At 59.7% G+C, this 17,573-nt stretch carries 18 protein-coding genes; 7 read left to right on the forward strand and 11 right to left on the reverse strand.

What is annotated here, in order from left to right; translation table 11 throughout:
* Positions 1–3 precede the first annotated feature (3 nt).
* The 3 genes from radC to sfsA are packed head-to-tail and all read right to left on the reverse strand — an operon-like array spanning position 4 to position 2,392.
* Complete coding sequence (gene radC, locus THALAR_RS16480) at positions 4–753, reverse strand: RadC family protein (RefSeq protein ID WP_021102735.1); 750 nt, start codon at positions 751–753, stop codon at positions 4–6.
* A 34-nt stretch (positions 754–787) separates the two neighbouring features.
* On the reverse strand, positions 788–1,609 hold the full coding sequence (gene map, locus THALAR_RS16485; protein WP_021102736.1) for a type I methionyl aminopeptidase: 822 nt from the start codon (positions 1,607–1,609) through the stop codon (positions 788–790).
* Between the two features lie 48 nt (positions 1,610–1,657).
* A complete protein-coding gene (gene sfsA, locus THALAR_RS16490) occupies positions 1,658–2,392 on the reverse strand; it encodes a DNA/RNA nuclease SfsA (protein WP_021102737.1) in 735 nt (244 codons plus the stop codon).
* A 46-nt stretch (positions 2,393–2,438) separates the two neighbouring features.
* Here sfsA and THALAR_RS16495 point away from each other — a divergent pair, with 46 nt between their 5' ends.
* Genes THALAR_RS16495 through THALAR_RS16510 form a run of 4 tightly spaced genes read left to right on the forward strand, consistent with a single transcriptional unit; the run spans position 2,439 to position 5,394 of the window.
* Positions 2,439–3,170 (forward strand): competence/damage-inducible protein A, encoded by a 732-nt coding sequence (locus tag THALAR_RS16495; protein ID WP_021102738.1) that lies wholly within the window; start codon positions 2,439–2,441, stop codon positions 3,168–3,170.
* On the forward strand, positions 3,154–3,861 hold the full coding sequence (locus THALAR_RS16500; protein ID WP_021102739.1) for a GNAT family N-acetyltransferase: 708 nt from the start codon (positions 3,154–3,156) through the stop codon (positions 3,859–3,861). The genes THALAR_RS16495 and THALAR_RS16500 overlap by 17 nt, the downstream gene beginning before the upstream one ends.
* A gap of 13 nt (positions 3,862–3,874) precedes the next feature.
* The gene (locus THALAR_RS16505) at positions 3,875–4,444 is read left to right on the forward strand and encodes a peroxidase-related enzyme (protein WP_021102740.1); all 570 of its coding nucleotides are present in this window, start codon (positions 3,875–3,877) and stop codon (positions 4,442–4,444) included.
* Complete coding sequence (locus tag THALAR_RS16510) at positions 4,441–5,394, forward strand: OmpA family protein (protein WP_021102741.1); 954 nt, start codon at positions 4,441–4,443, stop codon at positions 5,392–5,394. Before THALAR_RS16505 ends, THALAR_RS16510 begins: the two co-directional genes overlap by 4 nt.
* Positions 5,395–5,424: 30 nt before the next feature.
* Here the strand turns inward: THALAR_RS16510 and THALAR_RS16515 are convergent, their stop codons facing one another.
* From THALAR_RS16515 to ilvD, 7 genes are all read right to left on the reverse strand, one after another.
* On the reverse strand, positions 5,425–6,336 hold the full coding sequence (locus tag THALAR_RS16515) for a LysR family transcriptional regulator (protein ID WP_021102742.1): 912 nt from the start codon (positions 6,334–6,336) through the stop codon (positions 5,425–5,427).
* A 144-nt stretch (positions 6,337–6,480) separates the two neighbouring features.
* Complete coding sequence (locus THALAR_RS16520) at positions 6,481–7,353, reverse strand: zinc transporter ZntB (protein WP_021102743.1); 873 nt, start codon at positions 7,351–7,353, stop codon at positions 6,481–6,483.
* Positions 7,350–9,374: an NADPH-dependent 2,4-dienoyl-CoA reductase gene (locus tag THALAR_RS16525; protein ID WP_021102744.1), complete on the reverse strand. Its 2,025-nt coding sequence runs from the start codon at positions 9,372–9,374 to the stop codon at positions 7,350–7,352. Before THALAR_RS16525 ends, THALAR_RS16520 begins: the two co-directional genes overlap by 4 nt.
* Before the next feature lie 153 nt (positions 9,375–9,527).
* Positions 9,528–9,908 (reverse strand): hypothetical protein, encoded by a 381-nt coding sequence (locus tag THALAR_RS16530; protein WP_021102745.1) that lies wholly within the window; start codon positions 9,906–9,908, stop codon positions 9,528–9,530.
* Between the two features lie 12 nt (positions 9,909–9,920).
* The gene (locus THALAR_RS16535; protein ID WP_021102746.1) at positions 9,921–10,694 is read right to left on the reverse strand and encodes a DUF6478 family protein; all 774 of its coding nucleotides are present in this window, start codon (positions 10,692–10,694) and stop codon (positions 9,921–9,923) included.
* Between the two features lie 69 nt (positions 10,695–10,763).
* Entirely contained in the window at positions 10,764–11,471 is a 708-nt protein-coding gene (locus THALAR_RS16540) for a hypothetical protein (RefSeq protein WP_021102747.1), read from the reverse strand.
* Between the two features lie 4 nt (positions 11,472–11,475).
* Positions 11,476–13,209 (reverse strand): dihydroxy-acid dehydratase, encoded by a 1,734-nt coding sequence (ilvD, locus tag THALAR_RS16545; protein ID WP_021102748.1) that lies wholly within the window; start codon positions 13,207–13,209, stop codon positions 11,476–11,478.
* A gap of 121 nt (positions 13,210–13,330) precedes the next feature.
* On the opposite strand from ilvD, the gene THALAR_RS16550 reads away from it, so the two are divergent.
* The 3 genes from THALAR_RS16550 to THALAR_RS16560 are packed head-to-tail and all read left to right on the forward strand — an operon-like array spanning position 13,331 to position 16,477.
* On the forward strand, positions 13,331–14,233 hold the full coding sequence (locus THALAR_RS16550; protein WP_021102749.1) for a CPBP family intramembrane glutamic endopeptidase: 903 nt from the start codon (positions 13,331–13,333) through the stop codon (positions 14,231–14,233).
* 55 nt (positions 14,234–14,288) lie between these two features.
* Positions 14,289–15,209 carry an acetyl-CoA carboxylase, carboxyltransferase subunit beta gene (gene accD, locus THALAR_RS16555; protein WP_021102750.1) on the forward strand — a complete coding sequence of 307 codons (921 nt, stop codon included), beginning with the start codon at positions 14,289–14,291 and terminating at the stop codon, positions 15,207–15,209.
* Positions 15,206–16,477 (forward strand): bifunctional folylpolyglutamate synthase/dihydrofolate synthase, encoded by a 1,272-nt coding sequence (locus THALAR_RS16560; protein ID WP_021102751.1) that lies wholly within the window; start codon positions 15,206–15,208, stop codon positions 16,475–16,477. The genes accD and THALAR_RS16560 overlap by 4 nt, the downstream gene beginning before the upstream one ends.
* Before the next feature lie 7 nt (positions 16,478–16,484).
* Here the strand turns inward: THALAR_RS16560 and zapE are convergent, their stop codons facing one another.
* Positions 16,485–17,555, reverse strand: coding sequence for a cell division protein ZapE (zapE, locus tag THALAR_RS16565; protein ID WP_021102752.1), 1,071 nt, complete (start codon positions 17,553–17,555; stop codon positions 16,485–16,487).
* Between the last annotated feature and the right edge of the window lie 18 nt (positions 17,556–17,573).

Here is a 17,573-nt window from a genome sequence, read left to right on the forward strand (position 1 = left end):
AGCCTATATCAGCCCGTTTGAGCGGAACGAGTAACTGCCACCACCCCCTATAATCAGATGGTCATGCAAGACCAATCCCAACGCATCGACGCCTTGGCGAACCTTGCGCGTCATTGCGATGTCATCCTCCGATGGCGACGCATCGCCGGACGGATGGTTGTGAACGAGGATCAGGGCAGAGGCGTTGAGTTCCAGCGCCCGCTTCACGACCTCCCGCGGATAAACCGGAACATGGTCGACGGTGCCGGTTTGCAGCGCCTCATCTGCGATCAAGCGGTTCCGTCGATCCAGAAACAGCACCCGAAACTGCTCCCGCTCCATATGGGCCATCTTGGTGCGGCAATAGTCCAGCAACGCATCCCATGATGAAAGCACGTCGCGGTTCATCACCCTTGTGCGGGCCATTGATTGCGCGGCGGCTTCCACAATCTTCAACTCCTGAATGACGCTTGTGCCGACGCCTTGCACCGATGTAAGGCGATTGGCGGATGCGGATATCACTCCGTTGAAATCTCCGAACGTCTCTAGCAGGCGCCGCGCCAAAGTCCGCACCTCGCGCCTTGGGATTGCGCGGAACAGGACCAATTCCAGCAACTCGGACTCAGGCGTCGCGTCGCCACCTGCCAAAAGAAACCGTTCCCGCACGCGTTGGCGGTGCCCGTGTTGTTCCGCTTCGCGGGCGCGGGCAGTTGAAATGCGGTGCGGATGAAAGCCTGGCAGGGCGTCCGGCAGATGGGTCTGATGCAGCGTCATGCGATCAGATCAGACGATTCGACTTAATTGTGGGTTAAGCGGTCTGATAGGTCGGGTGAAACTTGCCGCCCGGAGACAGGGTAAAGATCTGGCACCCGTCCGCCGTCACCCCGATGGAGTGCTCGAACTGCGCCGACAGCGACTTGTCGCGGGTCACGGCCGTCCAGTCGTCGGCCAACACCTTGGTCTCTGGTCGACCAATATTTACCATCGGCTCGATGGTGAAGAACATGCCCTCTTCCAACACCGCGCCAGTGCCGGGGCGACCGTAGTGCAGCACGTTGGGCGGCGCATGAAACACGCGTCCCAGCCCGTGCCCACAGAAGTCGCGCACCACCGACATGCGCTGGCTTTCGACATAGGTCTGAATGGCGTGGCCGATATCACCGAACGTATTGCCGGGTTTGACCGCTTCGATGCCTTTGAATAGTGCGTCGTGGGTCACTTGAATCAACCGCTCCGCCTTGCGGTTCGGCTTGCCTGCAACATACATGCGGCTGGTGTCCCCGAACCATCCGTCCACGATCACGGTGACGTCGATATTGAGGATATCGCCTTGCTTCAGCACTTTCGGGCCGGGGATGCCGTGGCAGACGACATGGTTCACACTGATGCAACTGGCGTGCTGATAGCCTTTGTAGCCGATCGTCGCTGACTTGGCGCCTGCGTCCTCGACCATCTTTGTGATCGCCTCGTCAAGAGCCTCAGTCGAAGTGCCAGGCTGCACAAGGTCGACCATATTATCCAAAATCTGCGCGGCCAGTTCGCCAGCTTTGTCCATGCCCGCAAAATCTACGTCATCGTAGATGCGAATGCCTTGCTTGGTGATGCGGCCTTTATGGGTCGAGTCGTCCACGTCTCACTCCGATATTTGTTGTCGGCACATATAATGCGCCGTGCCGTGTTACGCCACCCTTGGGCCGCTTTGTGGATCAGGGCCAATTGGGAGAGCGTTTGCAAGTGTGATCCCATCCGGCGAGATATGGCTGGCATAGCAAATCATCTCAACCCCGTTCGCGCGGGCTAGGTCGAAGGTTTGGGCGTAGTTAGGGTCTAAATCAGTCGCCATTCGCAGCTTGCCGCAGTCTGTCCGGCTCACCAGATAGAGCATTACCGCCCGTGCGCCGGCTTGGGCGACTTCGATCAGCTCCTGCAAGTGTTTCGCACCCCGCGCGGTGACGCAGTCAGGAAACTCTGCCCAATCACCCTCGCGCCGGAGAGTGACGCTTTTGACTTCGACATATGCGTCGGGTAGGCCGTCTTGCGAAAGCATGAAATCCACACGGCTACCGGTTCCATACGCAACTTCCGGCCGCACATTGCGATAGTTGGAAAGCTCCGAAATCTGCCCTGCCAGCAGCGCTTCCTTCACCACGCGGTTTGGCAAACCGGTATCTACACAAGCGAAATGACCACCTGACAGCTCCGCAAACCGCCAGCCGTATTTCAGTTTCTTGCGTGGGTCGTCGTTCGGCTCCAGCCAAACGCGGGTCCCGTCACCCTTCAATCCCAGCATCGCGCCGGGGTTTGGGCAATGGGCGGTGACCTCCTCGCCTGTGTCTTCCAGTACGACATCGGCCAGAAACCGTTTGTAGCGGCGGATCAGGCGGGCGGGGATAAGTGGGGTTTGAAAGCGCATGGCGCGGGCCTATACCGAAAGGCAACCGCCAATCAAGGAGCAGCCGATGCCCAACCCCACCGCCGCCATGCTCGTTATCGGGGACGAGATCCTGTCAGGACGCACCAAGGACACCAACACGAACTATCTGGCCTGTGCGCTGACCGAGGCAGGTGTGGACCTGAAGGAGGCCCGCGTCGTCTCGGACGAGCATGACCGCATCGTCGCGGCGGTCCAAGAGTTGAGCAAGGCGTATGACCATGTCTTCACCTCCGGTGGAATAGGCCCGACGCATGACGACATTACTGCCGACGCTGTCGGGGCCGCTTTCGACGCGCATGTGGACATTCGCGAGGATGCCCGCGCTTTGCTGGCCGCGCATTACGAACGGCAGGGCTCGGAGTTCAACGACGCCCGCAAGCGGATGGCGAGGATTCCAGATGGGGCTACGTTGATCGACAACCCCGTATCGGTCGCGCCTGGTTTCACGATTGGAAACGTGCATGTCATGGCGGGCGTGCCCAGCGTGTTCAAGGCGATGGTCGCAACAGTTTTGCCGACGATCACAGGCGGGCAGCCTTTGCTTTCCGAAACCTTACGCGTCAATATCGGTGAGGGTGACGTCGCAGGGGCATTTGGCGATCTGGCGCTGGCATATCCTGACTTGTCCTTCGGTTCCTATCCGTTCCAGAAGGACGGGGTTTATGGATGCAATCTGGTTGTGCGCGGTACTGACGGCGCGCGGTTGAAAATGGTGGTGGCTGAATTGGCAAAGGCGCTTGGTGTTGAATACGTCTGAATTATTCGAAATCGTCGCGGCCACCTGGCCGGCAGCAAATGAAACGCAGGTCGGGCCATGGCTGATCCGCGAGGGGCAAGGTGGCGGCAAGCGCGTCTCTGCGGCTTCGCCGCTTGGTCCGGTCACGCAAGACGACATCGCGCTTGCGGTTTCCGAGATGGAGAAGCTGGGGCAACCTGCCCTATTCGCATTGCGCCCAGAAGACGCGAAATTAGACACTATACTGGCCCAAATGGGCTACGAGATCGTCGATCCCTCGGTCATATTTCTGGGTCCGATCTTTGGCACGGACGTGCCGCCCGTCACCGCTTTCGAGATCTGGCCTCCGCTTCAAATCATGAAAGACCTCTGGGCCGAAGGCGGCATCGGCGAGGGGCGCATCGCCGTGATGGAGCGGGTGAAAGGGCCAAAAACCTCGATCCTCGGACGTGTTAAGGACCGTGCGGCGGGCTGCGCCTTCATCGCGATCCATAACAAAACCGCTATGGTTCACGCTGTCGAAGTCCTCCCCGATTATCGCCGCGAAGGGCTGGCGCGCAACATGATGTATGCCGCCGCGCGCTGGGCGAAGGATCACGGCGCAGAGCGTTTCGCGCTGGTGACCACAGGCGCCAACACGGCTGCGCAATCGCTGTATAGCTCTCTGGGCATGTCAGTGGTTGGGCGGTATCATTACCGCATAAAATCCTGAAAGGCCCTGCCCCGTGACAAAACCCACCGTGACCGCGCTTGATTTGCCAATGGCCGACCCGCTGCCCGAGGCCACCCAAAAATACTTCGACATTTGCACTGAGAAGCTGGGCATGATCCCCAACGTGTTGCAGGCCTATGCGTTTGACCCCGATAAGCTGAACGCGTTCACGGGCATGTATAACGACCTGATGCTGGGCGACAGCAACCTGTCCAAACTGGAGCGCGAGATGATCGCCGTGGCGGTGTCCTCGGTCAACAAATGCTTCTACTGCCTCGTGGCGCATGGCGCGGCGGTGAGGCAATTGTCGGGTGATCCGGAATTGGGAGAAGCACTGGTGATGAACTACCGCGCGGCTCCGCTCGATGCACGGCAACGCGCGATGCTCGACTTCGCGGTTCAGATGACCGAAGCGAGCTACCGCATTGAGGAATCCGACCGCGACGGGCTGCGCAAGGTCGGCTTCAACGATCGCGACATCTGGGATATCGCCGCCGTTGCCAGCTTTTTCAACATGACAAACCGCATGGCATCGGCTGTGGATATGCGCCCCAACGCGGATTACCACGCGGCGCATAGATGATCCGTACGCTAGGCTTCTTACTGGCGGGCGTATTGCTTGGCACCCCGGCGTATGCCGATCTGGATTTAACCTTTCCCGGCCCGGCAACGCAGACCTTTTCGGAGACCGAAAACTTCGCCAGCTACAAGCTGCCTGTCGGCCCCTATGCGGACGGCTTTGTGCAAACGCTGGTCGCCGAAGGCCAGCAAATCACCCGCGCGTGGCGCGTGGATGTCGGCGTCGGCACATCGCTTCTGGTTATGGACAACCTGCGACAGCAACTAGAGGCATCGGGGTTCGAGCTGCTTTACGAATGCACGACAGAGGTTTGCGGCGGCTTCGATTTCCGCTTCACGACCGAGGTTCTGCCGGAGCCGGTGATGCATGTCGATTTGGGTGATTTTCGCTACCTCGCGGCCCAACGCCTTGGTGGCGCGGTGCCGGAATACGTTAGCCTGTTCGTGAGCCGGGGGGCGGACAGCGCGTTTGTTCAAATGGTTTTGGTAGGAAGCGCGGACGGCACCAATCTGAATTCGAAGTCGGGTGGTAATACGGCCCAAGTGATCCCTGCGGCTCCGCGCACCAAACCCGGCGCCGTGGTCGAAGCTCTCATACGAGACGGTCATGCAGTTCTGGACGACCTTGAGTTTGAAACCGGCTCTTCCGCGCTGGGAAGCGGTGAGTTCTCGTCGCTGTCGAAGCTGTCGGAATATCTGAAATCAAATCCGGAGATCAGAATCGCATTGGTCGGCCATACCGATGCCGAAGGGTCGCTTCAGGGCAACATTGCCTTATCGCGACAACGCGCGCAGTCCGTGGCCGCGCGGCTTGTCAGGGATTTCGGCATCCCGCAACGACAGATTGAAGCAGAGGGCGTTGGCTATCTGGCCCCGCGGGCCAGCAACCTGACGGACGAAGGCCGGACCCTAAACAGAAGGGTCGAGGTGATTATCACCTCGACCCAAAGTTGATGCTGCCAAGCATCGAGGGAAACTTGTCTCTTAATTACTCCAGGTATCCGGCCCTTTTTCTTTGAACGCTTCGACAAGGAAGTCGATGAAGGTCCGAACCTTCGGCTGGGTATAACGACCCGGCGGATAGACTGCATAGATGCCCTGCGTTTCCTTGGGCAGATCGGGCATGACCTCTTCGACCAGCCCAGCCCTAAGCGCATCGGCGTAAAGGAAACTTGGCAGGTAAGCGATGCCCAGTCCCGACACGCAGGCATTCAGCAAGGACTGCCCGTCATTCACGGTTAGCCAGCCCTGCGTGCGCACCTGACGCTTCTCGCCGGATGGCGCGGTCAGTTTCCACACATTGCCCGCTGACTGGTTGGAGTAATGCAGCAGCTTGTGATTATTCAGATCGTCGATTTTCTCGGGGCGTCCGAATTGCTTGAAGTAACCCGGCGCGGCGATCAGACGTTTCGTCGTCTCGGTCAGCTTGCGGGCGCGAAGGGAGCTGTCCTCCATTTCGCCGATGCGGATGGCAAGGTCGAAGCCTTCGGAGATCAATTCCACAAAGCGGTTGTTCAGCACCATGTTCACGGTGATGTCGGGATAGTCGACAAGGAAGTCGCCCAAGATGGGTGACATGTGGTTTACGCCAAAATCGGTTGCGACGGAAATCCGAAGCAGGCCCGACGGGGCGCTTTGCATCGAAGACACCAAGGCATCGGCCTCCCCAGCGTCGTTCAGCACACGGCGCGCTCTGTCATAGTAGGCGAGACCGATTTCGGTCGGGCTGACACGCCGCGTCGTGCGGTTCAGCAACCGCGCACCAAGGCGTGTTTCAAGGGAAGAGACGTGTTTCGAGACGGCGGATTTGGAAATCCCCATCTTGCGTGCCGCGTCGGTAAATCCCCCCTGATCCACCACGGTGGCAAATGCTTCCATTTCGGTCAGTCGGTCCATTCAGGTGCCTCAATAACTCATGACGTTTGAGCCGTTATCGAAGCGAAATGGGGCAGGAATACGAATTCGGTTGGACGATTCAGAGGTATCGCGGGGAATCGTTGCAGCTGTGGAAACAGGTGAACTGCCGTTTCCGAAAAGAGGCTAAAGCCAGTCAAGCCATTTGAACAAGGCAAGAAGCGCAATCGCGACGCCAAGCATGACCGCGCATAGAACCAAAAACGCCATCGGCCATTCCGTACCCGGCAGCCCGGCGACGTTCATTCCGAAAAGCCCGGTTAGAAAACCCAAAGGCAGGAATATCCCCGCAATCAGTGACAGCACATAGCCGTTTCGCCCCTGCCGCAGCGCCACTTGCATGTCCGAGTGGTCCTGCAAGCTGTTGAGCCGGTCACGGACGGAATCCAACGCCTCAAGTGCAAGCGCCATTCGGTTGGCGGGTTCGCGTAATTCCAGCCGATCCGCGTCCGTCAGGATGGGACTTTCCAGCGCGGCGAGCTTTGCCATAGCGTCCTTCTGTGGGCCAATATAACGGCGCAGCTTGATGGCCATGCGGCGAAGCGGCCCGAGTGATGCTTGGTCGCCGTCGCTGTCGTCCGCGCCAAGCACGGCGTCCTCAATAGAATCCGTCGCAGCGGCCAGCCGCAGCGCGGTCCTTTCAATGCGGTCCGTCAGGCCAGTGACCAGCATGACCAAAAACTCGCCAACGCTTTCCGGCCCGTCCCCTTCGCTGATCTTCTGGCGAATATCCTCCAACGCGAAAATTCGCCGCATCCGAACCGTAACGACCATGTCTTTCGTGACCCAAAGCCGCAGGGATACCATATCCTCGACGTCTTGGCCCTCGTTCAGGTTCGCGCCACGCAGGTTCAGGATGATCCCGTCGCCCAAATGGTCACATCGCGGACGCGTCTCGGATTGGCGCAACGCAGCGGCGGCAATGTCTGGCACGTGGTCATCCAGCCAGGCCGGAAGCTTGGGGTCATCCAACTCGAAATGGTGCCACTTGAAATTCACAAGGACGCCGCCAGCCGTGTGCCTTGGTCGATGGCACGTTTGGCGTCCAGTTCGGCAGCAACGTCTGCGCCGCCAATGACATGTGGCGTCCGGCCTGCCGCCTCCAATTCGTCCGCCAGCGCCCGCAAGGACACCTGCCCCGCGCACATAACGATCGTGTCGACCTCGATCACGCGCGGATTTTCCCGTGCCTCACCGTCGCTGACATGCAGCCCTTGCGCGTCGATAAACTCGTAATTCACGCCGCCCACCATCTTCACGCCCTTCATCTGAAGAGAGGTGCGGTGAATCCATCCCGTCGTTTTGCCCAAGCGTTTGCCCAGCTTTTCCGCCTTGCGCTGCAACAGCGTGACCTCGCGGACGGCGGGCTCCGGTTGTGGTCCTTCTGCCGCCAAGCCGCCGCGTTTGGCTTCGGGGTCGGTGACGCCCCATTCTTCCATCCAGGCGTCAAGATCGACTGTCGGGCTGTCGTCGGTGGTCAGATACTCCGCGACGTCAAATCCGATGCCGCCCGCGCCGATGATCGCCACCCGTTTTCCGACCTCTGCACCACCGCGCAGCACGTCGATATAGGAGACGACATTCGGCCCGTCCTGCCCTTCGATCTGCGGATCACGCGGCGCAACACCGGTCGCAATAATCACTTCGTCAAACTCCGCCAGCATATCGGCGGTCGCCTCGGTGCCCAAACGCAGCTCCATCCCGCTTTTCGCCACCATCGTCTCGTACCAGTCCACCAGGCCGAAGAATTCCTCCTTGCCGGGCACCTGCTTGGCCATGTTCAGCTGCCCGCCCAGCCGGTCCGCCTTATCGAACAGCGTAACGCGGTGACCCCGCTCGCTGGCGGTTAGCGCTGCGGACAATCCAGCCGGACCCGCGCCGATGACGGCAACGGACTTATCTGTCGCGGCTTTTTCAATCACCAGCTCGGTCTCGTAACAAGCGCGGGGGTTCACAAGGCACGAACTGATCTTGCCGCTGAATGTGTGGTCAAGGCAGGCTTGGTTGCAGGCGATGCAAGGCGCGATTTCGGCGGCACGGCCTCCCTTGGCTTTGGCCACAAAATGCGGATCCGCTAGGAAGGGCCGCGCCATGGATACCATGTCCGCACAACCATCGGCCAGAACCGCCTCGCCCACTTCAGGCGTGTTGATGCGGTTGGAGGTAATAACGGGAATCGCCACCTCCCCCATCAGTTTCTTGGTCACCCATGTAAACGCCCGCCGCGGCACCGATGTCGCAATCGTCGGGATTCGCGCCTCGTGCCAGCCGATGCCGGTATTGATGATCGTAGCGCCGGCCTTCTCGATCTCCTTCGCAAGCAAAACGACCTCTTCCCAAGTCGAGCCGTTGGGGATCAGGTCAATCATGCTCAAGCGATAAATCACGATGAACTCCGGCCCGACGGCTTCCCGAACGCGCTTCACAACCTCGATGGGCAGTCGCATGCGGTTCTCGTATGACCCGCCCCAGCGGTCCTCGCGCTTGTTGGTATGGGTGACAAGAAACTGGTTCAGGAAATACCCCTCAGACCCCATCACCTCGACCCCGTCATACCCCGCTTGCTTCGCACGGCTGGCGGCGGTGGCTATGTCGGCGATCTGCTTCTCGATCCCGTCCTCGTCCAGCTCTTTAGGTGGAAACGGCGAAATCGGGGATTTGATGGCCGAGGCGGACACACATTCCGGCCCATAAGCATAGCGGCCCGCGTGCAGAATCTGCATCGCGATCTTGCCACCTTCGGCATGTACGCGATCTGTTACGATCTTGTGGTTGGCGATGTCCTGATCCGAGAACAACCCGGCCGCACCCGGAAAAACCCCGCCCTCGCGGTTTGGCGCCATGCCACCGGTAACCATCAAGGCCACGCCGCCCCGCGCCCGCTCGGCATAAAACTCCGCGACGCGATTCCAGTCTTTGGTTTCCTCCAGGCCGGTATGCATAGACCCCATCAGAACGCGGTTCTTCAACGTGGTGGAGCCAAGGTCCAGCGGGGCGAGCAGATGCGGGTAGTCGGTCATAGATGTATCCTTTAAATCTACCCGAAGTTGACCCAAGCCGCGCCCGACGTCACGAAAAACGCGGCGTCATGCCCCATCATTGCTTCAAAAATACCTCGGGGGTGCGGGGGCTGGCCCCCGCCGGGCGATTGGCCGAAGGCCAAGCGCAAAACCTCAATTCGTCTCCACACAGTGACGGCGGAAGGCCTTCTTCAGCATATCCAGCTCGGCGCGTAGCAGGTCCATCTCGGCGCGGATGTCATCTGACAGCACCTCGCCCGTCAGAATCGTAAAGCTGTCGAGCGTCGCGTCGCTGCTCTTCTCGGTTATGAGGAACGTCTGTACCCCGTCCGTCAGGACCTCCCGCGGAATCTCGAACCGGACGTGCCAGGTATTAGTCAGGCTTTCGTCAGCCGTAACCGTTAACCCGTCAAGTTCACGTTCCAGATGCAGGGCCAGCAGGTCCGGGTGGTAGTTCCCGTCGGCGTCTGCCGTCAGTACCGCCTCGTAAGTTCCCGCTTGTATGCGTGTTTTTGTCAGGGTGACGTTGTTCATCGGATAAACCCTCTAAAAGTCTGCGCGGGGGCGACGACTGAATGTGACGTCGCGCAGGATGATCTCGTTCATTTCCGGCCCCTCGAAGATCAAATCCATCCAGATGCGTTCCAGTCGGCGCTCACTGATCTTGGTGTGGGCCAGATCGAACTCCACCATCATCTCTGAGCCATCCATCGGCAGTTCGCGCACCACCTGCTCCACGTTCGGGCCATATTTGATGTTGAGACGGGCGAAAATCTCCAGCGGCTTTTCGGTTTCGACCTCTGTGTCCATCCGGAGGATATGGTTCTTGCGCAGCCCGTCGACAGCGCTTTCGGGAAGATCCAGAACAAGACTGAGGAAGCTACCGTCAAAGTTGAAAACGTCCATTCGCAGGCCGAATGGTGCAAGGTCGCCTTCGCGGGTGTTTCTGACCTGTCGCAGGGTCAGCTCTGAAATCTGGCAGTCATGATAGAGCGTGGCCGTGCTGCCGATGCGGGACCGGCTTTCGACAGCCGCCATTCCAACCGGAGAGATTGGACCGCGCCATAGCTCCGGGCGATGCGCCCAATCCGACTGCGCAGGCTTGCGGATCGCGTTCGACCCGATGCGGGGCAGCGTCAATCTACCATCTGCGACATGCGTGACCTGATCGACGCGTCTGCGCATCTGACGGGCCTGCGCGCGCAGATGCCGGAGCAGTGACAAGTCTATGGTCTCCGCATCGCGCACCGCCGCCTCCCAACGGCGCAGGCTTCGGCGGTGTAGCCGCCGCCGCACGAATTCTCGCATCCGGTCCATCATGGGTATTTGACTGCCCTAATAACTCTGCCCTAAAGCGCTAGCACTGTTTCTATATTGCAAACAATGGTTTCAGCCAAATAAACGGCGCAACAGGCCCGTCTTGGCGACATCGTCGGGGTTTTTCGGAGACACAGGCCGCTCGGTCGGCGCCTGACCTTCGACCAGCGCGTTCCCGAAGTCGTATAGGGTCTTGAGCCCGTCCGCGCTGCTCACCGGTTTGTTTTCCAAGCCTAGCACGGACACAACCACAACCGATCTCTTAACGTTGAAATAGCCACGCCAGTAGGTGTTTGCGGTGCCGGCCAAAGGTGCGGTCGCCTTGTCGCGGGCATGAATGAAGAAGGCACCCTTGCGCAGGAAGCTGTCAAGAATTTCGACACTGTCGGGATTGCCGGCCGCGCTTAACGTGGCCTTACCGGCATCCGAGCCAAAAAACTCAGCCAGCGCGACTTCGGACTCGCCTATGCTGGGATCACCCTGCCGCGATGGCAAAACAGTCGCCGTGGCGATTGCGTTGACAAAAGGCTGGGGCAGTTCTTCGTTGCCTGCGATGGCCGCGCAGTTTCCGAACACCACAAAGGCTTGCGACGGGCTGTGTTTGGACGATTTGGGGTCGACGCAAAATCCCGTTGGTCCGCGCAACACGACCCTGTCAGAGGTCACAGTAATCTCGCTCTGGGCCGTTCTTGACCCGCCCGCGACCAGTCCGGCCAGCGGATTGTCCCCGCAGGCCGAAATGCTCAACACCATGAACGCGGCAAGTAACCGAAGACGCACCGCGTCAGATGTCCATATAGATGTGTTTTTCTTCCTTTGCGCCGGGATGGGTCACGGCACCAAGGCGGGTCGAGCCGACCAGTTGCGCATATTTCCACAGCGCACCTGACGCATAGATCGTATTGCGTGCGCCCTTCCAGTTTGCCTTACGCTCGGCAAGCTCGTCATCGGTCAGATCGACACTAATCTCGCCTTTAATGGCGTCCAGCGTTATGATGTCGCCATCTTTCACCAGCGCGATCGGCCCGCCATGTGCGGCCTCCGGGCCGACATGGCCCACGCAGAATCCGCGTGTCGCGCCGGAGAAGCGGCCATCGGTGATCAGCGCCACTTTTTTGCCCATGCCCTGACCGGACAACGCAGCGGTGGTTGCCAGCATCTCACGCATTCCCGGACCACCAGCGGGGCCCTCGTTGCGAATAACAATCACTTCGCCTTCTTCGTATTCGCGCTTCTGAACCGCCTCGAATGCGTCTTCCTCGCACTCGAACACGCGGGCAGGGCCAGAGAACATTTGGTGCTGCGAGGACATGCCCGCGACCTTCACGATGGCGCCTTCAGGGGCGAGGTTGCCTTTCAGGCCAACGACGCCACCCGTTTTCGACAGCGGCTCACCGATGGAGTAGATCACCTTGCCGTCGGCCTCCAGCGTCACGCGGTCGATTTCCTCGCCGATGGAATAGCCGGTGGCGGTCATGCAATCCTCGTTGATCAGACCCGCTTTGCGCAGTTCCTTCATAATGACAGGAACGCCGCCCGCCTCATAAAGATCCTTGGCGACATATTGCCCGCCAGGCTTCAGGTCGACGAAGTAGGGTGTGTCGCGGAAGATCTCGCACACGTCGTCCAGATCGAAGTCGATGCCAGCCTCATGCGCCATTGCGGGCAGGTGTAGACCGGCATTGGTCGAGCCGCCGGTGCACGCCACGACCCGCGCCGCGTTCTGTAGCGATTCCAGCGTCACGATGTCCCGCGCGCGAATGTTTTTCTCCAGCAGGTTCATGACGGCCTGACCGGACGCGACCGAATAGTGATCGCGGCTTTCGTATGGCGCAGGCGCACCGGCGGAGTTCGGGAGTGCCAAGCCAATCGCCTCGGAGACGCAGGCCATGGTGTTGGCCGTGAACTGACCGCCACAGGCACCAGCGGACGGGCAAGCGACACGTTCCAAGGTGCGCAGAGCCTCGTCGGACATGTTGCCCGCCTGATGCTCACCCACCGCCTCAAACACGTCCTGAACGGTGACGTCCTTGCCATTCAAGCGCCCCGGAAGGATAGAGCCGCCGTAGATGAACACCGAAGGCGTATTAAGACGGATCATCGCCATCATCATGCCCGGAAGGGATTTGTCGCAACCCGCAAGCCCCACAATCGCGTCGTAGCAGTGGCCGCGCATCGTCAGCTCCACGGTATCGGCAATTGCCTCACGCGAGGCCAAGGAGGACCGCATCCCCTCATGGCCCATCGCGATTCCGTCGGTCACGGTGATCGTCGTGAACTCGCGCGGTGTGCCGTTTGCTTGCTTGACGCCCAGCTTCACAGCCTGCGCCTGACGGTTCAGCGAAATGTTACAGGGGGCAGCCTCGTTCCAGCAGGTTGCCACGCCGACGAACGGCTGGTGAATTTCCTCGTCATCAAGACCCATCGCGTAGAAATACGACCGGTGCGGAGCACGGGCCGGGCCTTCGGTTACGTAGCGGCTGGGCAGATTGGTTTTGTCGGTGGGTTTCTTCAGCATGGATGCCTCCCTCAAAAGCGTTGCGAAACGGAATAAAGCCCAAGCCCCACAGGCACAAGCGTGATTGCGCCCGTGCGGGTGGAACGATAGCTTAAAGAAAAACACCGTGAGGCGCGTGCAGATGCTCAGAACCCCGGCCTTCGAGGCCTTCATAGCGCCCGCGCGACGCTATCCGGCCTTCTGGCGTATCGTTCTGGCGACGGTGACGGGATTCGGCATCTACATGCTTGGCGCGGGTCTGGTCCTATGGGCAGGTCTCACGCCGCTGGCCCGCATCTTTCCCGAACTGGAGGGCATGGACCCGCTCATGCTGCTCTACGGCAACGGATCTTCGCCGGGGCAAATGGCGCTAATCCTCGCAACGTTCATCCCCATGGGGCTTGCCGCCTTCGTCATGGCCGCCTGGCACGGGCGCGGCCCTGCATCGCTGTTCGGCCCGCGCAAAGGCTTCGCCCGCATGTTCTTCATGGGCGTCGCGGTTCTGGCCTTCGCCAACCTTGTCTTTTTCGTAACAGAGCGATTGGTGGCGCCGGAGGACTATATTCCCAACCTGCCTTTCGCTATTTGGGCCACGCACCTGATTTGGGCGGTCCCGCTTCTGTTCATCCAGACGACATCCGAGGAGTTGGTCTTTCGCGGCTATTTCCAGCAGCAGCTTGCCGCGCGCTTCAACCACCCGTTCATCTGGATGGTTCTGCCGTCGCTGCTGTTCGGGTTGGGCCATTACGACGACACAATCGACCCTATCCTTGCGCTAATGATCGTTTCTGCGACCACCCTATTCGGAGTGCTCGCTGCGGATTTGACCCGTGTGACAGGCAGTCTGGCCGCCGCAATGGGGCTTCACTTCGCAAATAATTTCGTCGCGCTGCTGCTCGTCGGGATTCCGCGTGAGCTATCCGGCCTTGCCCTCTATCACGCGCCCTTCACGATGGAGGACACATCGGTCCTGATGGCCTACGTCGCGCTCGACATGATCGTGCTGCTTTTGATCTGGGCGGGTATCCGGCGGGCGCTGCGTTGATTGCAATTTCCGCGTCTCGGGATTATTTGGACTTAAGCAACGGGAGCAGAGCCTCATGAACTGGATTTCCAACTACGTCCGGCCGACGATCAATTCTCTTTTCTCGCGCCGCGAGGTGCCGGAGAATCTTTGGACCAAATGCGACGAGTGCGGCACCATGCTGTTCCACCGTGAGCTCTCCGACAACCAGAACGTGTGCACCAACTGCGACCACCACATGCCGATCACAGCGCGGGAGCGGTTCTCGGCCCTGTTCGATGGCGGGGTTTTCACGGAGGTGGCGGTCCCCGCACCGGTTTCTGATCCGCTGCACTTCAAGGATCAGAAGCGGTATCCCGACCGCATGAAGGCCGCCATCAAGAAAACTGGCGAGAAAGAAGCCATGCTCGTTGCCGAGGGGGAGATCATGCGCACCCCCATTGTCGCTGCCGCGCAGGACTTTTCCTTCATGGGTGGCTCGATGAGCATGTATGTCGGCAACGCCATCATCGCCGCCGCCGAGCGTGCGGTGGAAATGGGCCGTCCGCTTGTGCTGTTTTCCGCCGCCGGTGGTGCGCGCATGCAGGAAGGCATCCTTGGCCTGATGCAAATGCCGCGGACAACCATCGCGGTTGAAATGCTGAAAGAGGCGGGCCTGCCCTACATCGTCGTTCTGACCCATCCCACCACGGGCGGCGTCACGGCCTCCTATGCGATGCTTGGCGACGTGCAGATTGCGGAGCCAAACGCCTTGATCGGCTTTGCCGGTGCGCGAGTGATTGAGCAGACCATCCGTGAAAAGCTGCCCGAAGGATTCCAGCGCGCAGAATACCTGTTGGACCATGGTATGCTGGACCGTGTGACGCACCGTAAGAACCTGAAAGATGAGTTGGTAACGATCATTCGCATGCTAATGGGAATGCCACCTGCGGTTAAAGGCGACCTGCCCGCGCCGGAACCCGAAGCAGAGCCTAAACCCGCGGAAACCGCCAAGTGACCAAAACCAGCGACGCCATCCTTGACCGGATGATGGCGCTTCACCCAAAAGTAATCGACCTGACGTTGGACCGCGTGTGGCGATTGCTTGAGGTGTTGGAGCACCCCGAGCGAAAACTGCCCCCCGTGGTGCATATCGCGGGAACCAATGGCAAAGGGTCCACCCAAGCGATGATCCGTGCGGGTCTGGAAGGCGCGGGCAGGTCGGTCCACGCCTACACCTCCCCCCATCTGGCGCGGTTCCACGAGCGTATTCGGCTGGCAGGCGATCTGATCACCGAAGACTATCTGACCGAGGTGCTGGATGAGTGCTACACCGCCAACGGCCCCGATCCGATTACATATTTCGAAATAACGACAGTCGCCGCATTGCTCGCTTTCAGCCGTGTTAGAGCCGATTTTACGCTTCTGGAGGTTGGCCTTGGTGGTCGCCTTGACGCCACAAACGTGATCGACAAGCCCGAAGTGACGGCGATTACGCCCATCTCGATCGACCATGAAAGCTATCTCGGGAACACTCTCGCCAAAATCGCGTTCGAGAAAGCCGGTATCATCAAGCGCGGTGTTCCTTGCGTGGTGGGTCCGCAAACCGAAGAGGCGATGGAAGTGATCGAGGCCCAAGCCGCGAAGCTAGGCGCGCCGTTGCTTGCCCATGGTCAGCACTGGCATGTCTGGGAGGAGCGGGGCCGCCTGATTTTCCAAGACGAACGCGGCCTTCTGGATTTGCCCCTACCCGCGCTGTTAGGTGCGCACCAAATCCAGAACGCGGGTGCGGCGCTTGCCGTGCTGCGCCACTTGGGTTGTAGTGAGGCCGCGTGCGAGGCCGCAATGACGAACGCGGTTTGGCCCGCGCGGATGCAGCGGCTGAAGACCGGCCCGTTGGTCGATGCCGCCAGTGACGCCGAGTTATGGCTGGATGGCGGTCACAACCCTGCTGCTGGCGAGGCACTTGCCACCTTGTTGAAAAGCTTGCCGCCCAAACCGACCCACCTGATCTGCGGCATGCTGAATACGAAGGACGTGCGCGGCTATATGCGGCCTTTGGCGGCGGTTGCCAGAACGCTGCACGCAGTTTCAATTCCGGGCGAGCAGGCGACGCTTTCGGCGGAAGATGCAGCGAAGGCTGCGCAGGACGCGGGGCTTGAGGCGCATCAGGCAAAGACGGTTCTGGACGCGATCAAAGCTATCACCGCGCAAGAGGCAAACGCGCGCATCTTGATATGTGGCTCGCTCTATCTTGCAGGCGGTGTGCTGCGGGAAAATGGTTAGTTAGAGCCTATTCGGACGCCCAATCCGCGCTTTGCATTTCTCTCAGCCGTGAAGCTGTGCGCTCGAATTCGAACACGCCTTCACCTTCCAGATACAACCGCTCTGGAATGTCTGCGGCCGAGCAGATGAGCCGCACCTTACCCTCATAGAGCGCGTCAATCAGCGTCACGAAGCGTTTTGCTTCGTTGAAATTGTCACGCGACAGTCGGGGAATGCTCTCCAAGACCAGCACCTTCACGGCTTCAGCGACGGCAAGATAGTCCGCTGCTCCCAAAGGTTGTCCGCAAAGGTCATAGAATGTGGCGCGCGCAATGCCGTTGCGAAACGCGGGCAGCGTCACATCGCGCCCTTTCACACGCAGCACCAATGGCTCCGCTTCGCCGCCGGTCAGACTGTCCCAAATTTCGGAAATTTTCGCTTTGGCAGTGGCGTCGGCAGGCGCGAAATAGACCTGCTCCCCTTCAAGCCGATCTTGGCGGTAATCTGTCTCTGACGTTAGCTCATGCACGATCAGCCGGTCTTTCAGCAACTCGATAAAAGGTACAAACAGGTTCCGGTTTAGCCCATTCTTATACAGATCATCCGGTACGCGGTTCGAGGTCGTGACGATCACGACGCCGCTTGCGAACAGCTTCTCGAACAGCCGCCCGACGATCATGGCGTCGGTGATGTCGCTAATCTGCATCTCGTCAAAGCAAAGCAAGCGGACTTCACTCGCGATGTCCTCCGCAACCGGTTTGATCGCGTCATCTACGCCGGTTTTGCGGACTTCGTGCATGGCGGCGTGGACCTCCTGCATGAAGGCGTGGAAATGGACGCGCCGCTTGCGCGGCTCTGGCACCGCTTCAAAAAACAGGTCCATCAGCATGGATTTGCCACGCCCGACGCCGCCCCAAAGGTATAGACCTTTTACGGGAACCTCATCGCCACCAAAGAAACCAAACAGCTTCTTTTTTCCTTTGCTCTCAGCCAGTTGTTCCGCCACGCGGTCGAACAGAGGCAACGCCTCTTCTTGTGCGGGGTCGGGGTTGATGTCCCCTGCCTTGACTTTGGCTTGATAGATTTCTGTCAGCAGCATTTCGGTCTTTTCATCACA

It is taken from the genome of Litoreibacter arenae DSM 19593, assembly GCF_000442275.2.
GTDB classification, from domain to species: Bacteria; Pseudomonadota; Alphaproteobacteria; order Rhodobacterales; family Rhodobacteraceae; genus Litoreibacter; species Litoreibacter arenae.

Excerpts from the sequence above, each read along its gene's own strand:
- radC (WP_021102735.1), bottom strand. The coding sequence starts at position 753 with ATGACGCTGCATCAGACCCATCTGCCGGACGCCCTGCCAGGCTTTCAT.
- sfsA (WP_021102737.1), bottom strand. The coding sequence starts at position 2,392 with ATGCGCTTTCAAACCCCACTTATCCCCGCCCGCCTGATCCGCCGCTAC.
- THALAR_RS16495 (WP_021102738.1), top strand. The coding sequence starts at position 2,439 with ATGCCCAACCCCACCGCCGCCATGCTCGTTATCGGGGACGAGATCCTG.
- THALAR_RS16510 (WP_021102741.1), top strand. The coding sequence starts at position 4,441 with ATGATCCGTACGCTAGGCTTCTTACTGGCGGGCGTATTGCTTGGCACC.
- THALAR_RS16515 (WP_021102742.1), bottom strand. The coding sequence starts at position 6,336 with ATGGACCGACTGACCGAAATGGAAGCATTTGCCACCGTGGTGGATCAG.
- THALAR_RS16525 (WP_021102744.1), bottom strand. The coding sequence starts at position 9,374 with ATGACCGACTACCCGCATCTGCTCGCCCCGCTGGACCTTGGCTCCACC.
- THALAR_RS16530 (WP_021102745.1), bottom strand. The coding sequence starts at position 9,908 with ATGAACAACGTCACCCTGACAAAAACACGCATACAAGCGGGAACTTAC.
- THALAR_RS16535 (WP_021102746.1), bottom strand. The coding sequence starts at position 10,694 with ATGATGGACCGGATGCGAGAATTCGTGCGGCGGCGGCTACACCGCCGA.
- ilvD (WP_021102748.1), bottom strand. The coding sequence starts at position 13,209 with ATGCTGAAGAAACCCACCGACAAAACCAATCTGCCCAGCCGCTACGTA.
- THALAR_RS16550 (WP_021102749.1), top strand. The coding sequence starts at position 13,331 with ATGCTCAGAACCCCGGCCTTCGAGGCCTTCATAGCGCCCGCGCGACGC.
- accD (WP_021102750.1), top strand. The coding sequence starts at position 14,289 with ATGAACTGGATTTCCAACTACGTCCGGCCGACGATCAATTCTCTTTTC.
- zapE (WP_021102752.1), bottom strand. The coding sequence starts at position 17,555 with ATGCTGCTGACAGAAATCTATCAAGCCAAAGTCAAGGCAGGGGACATC.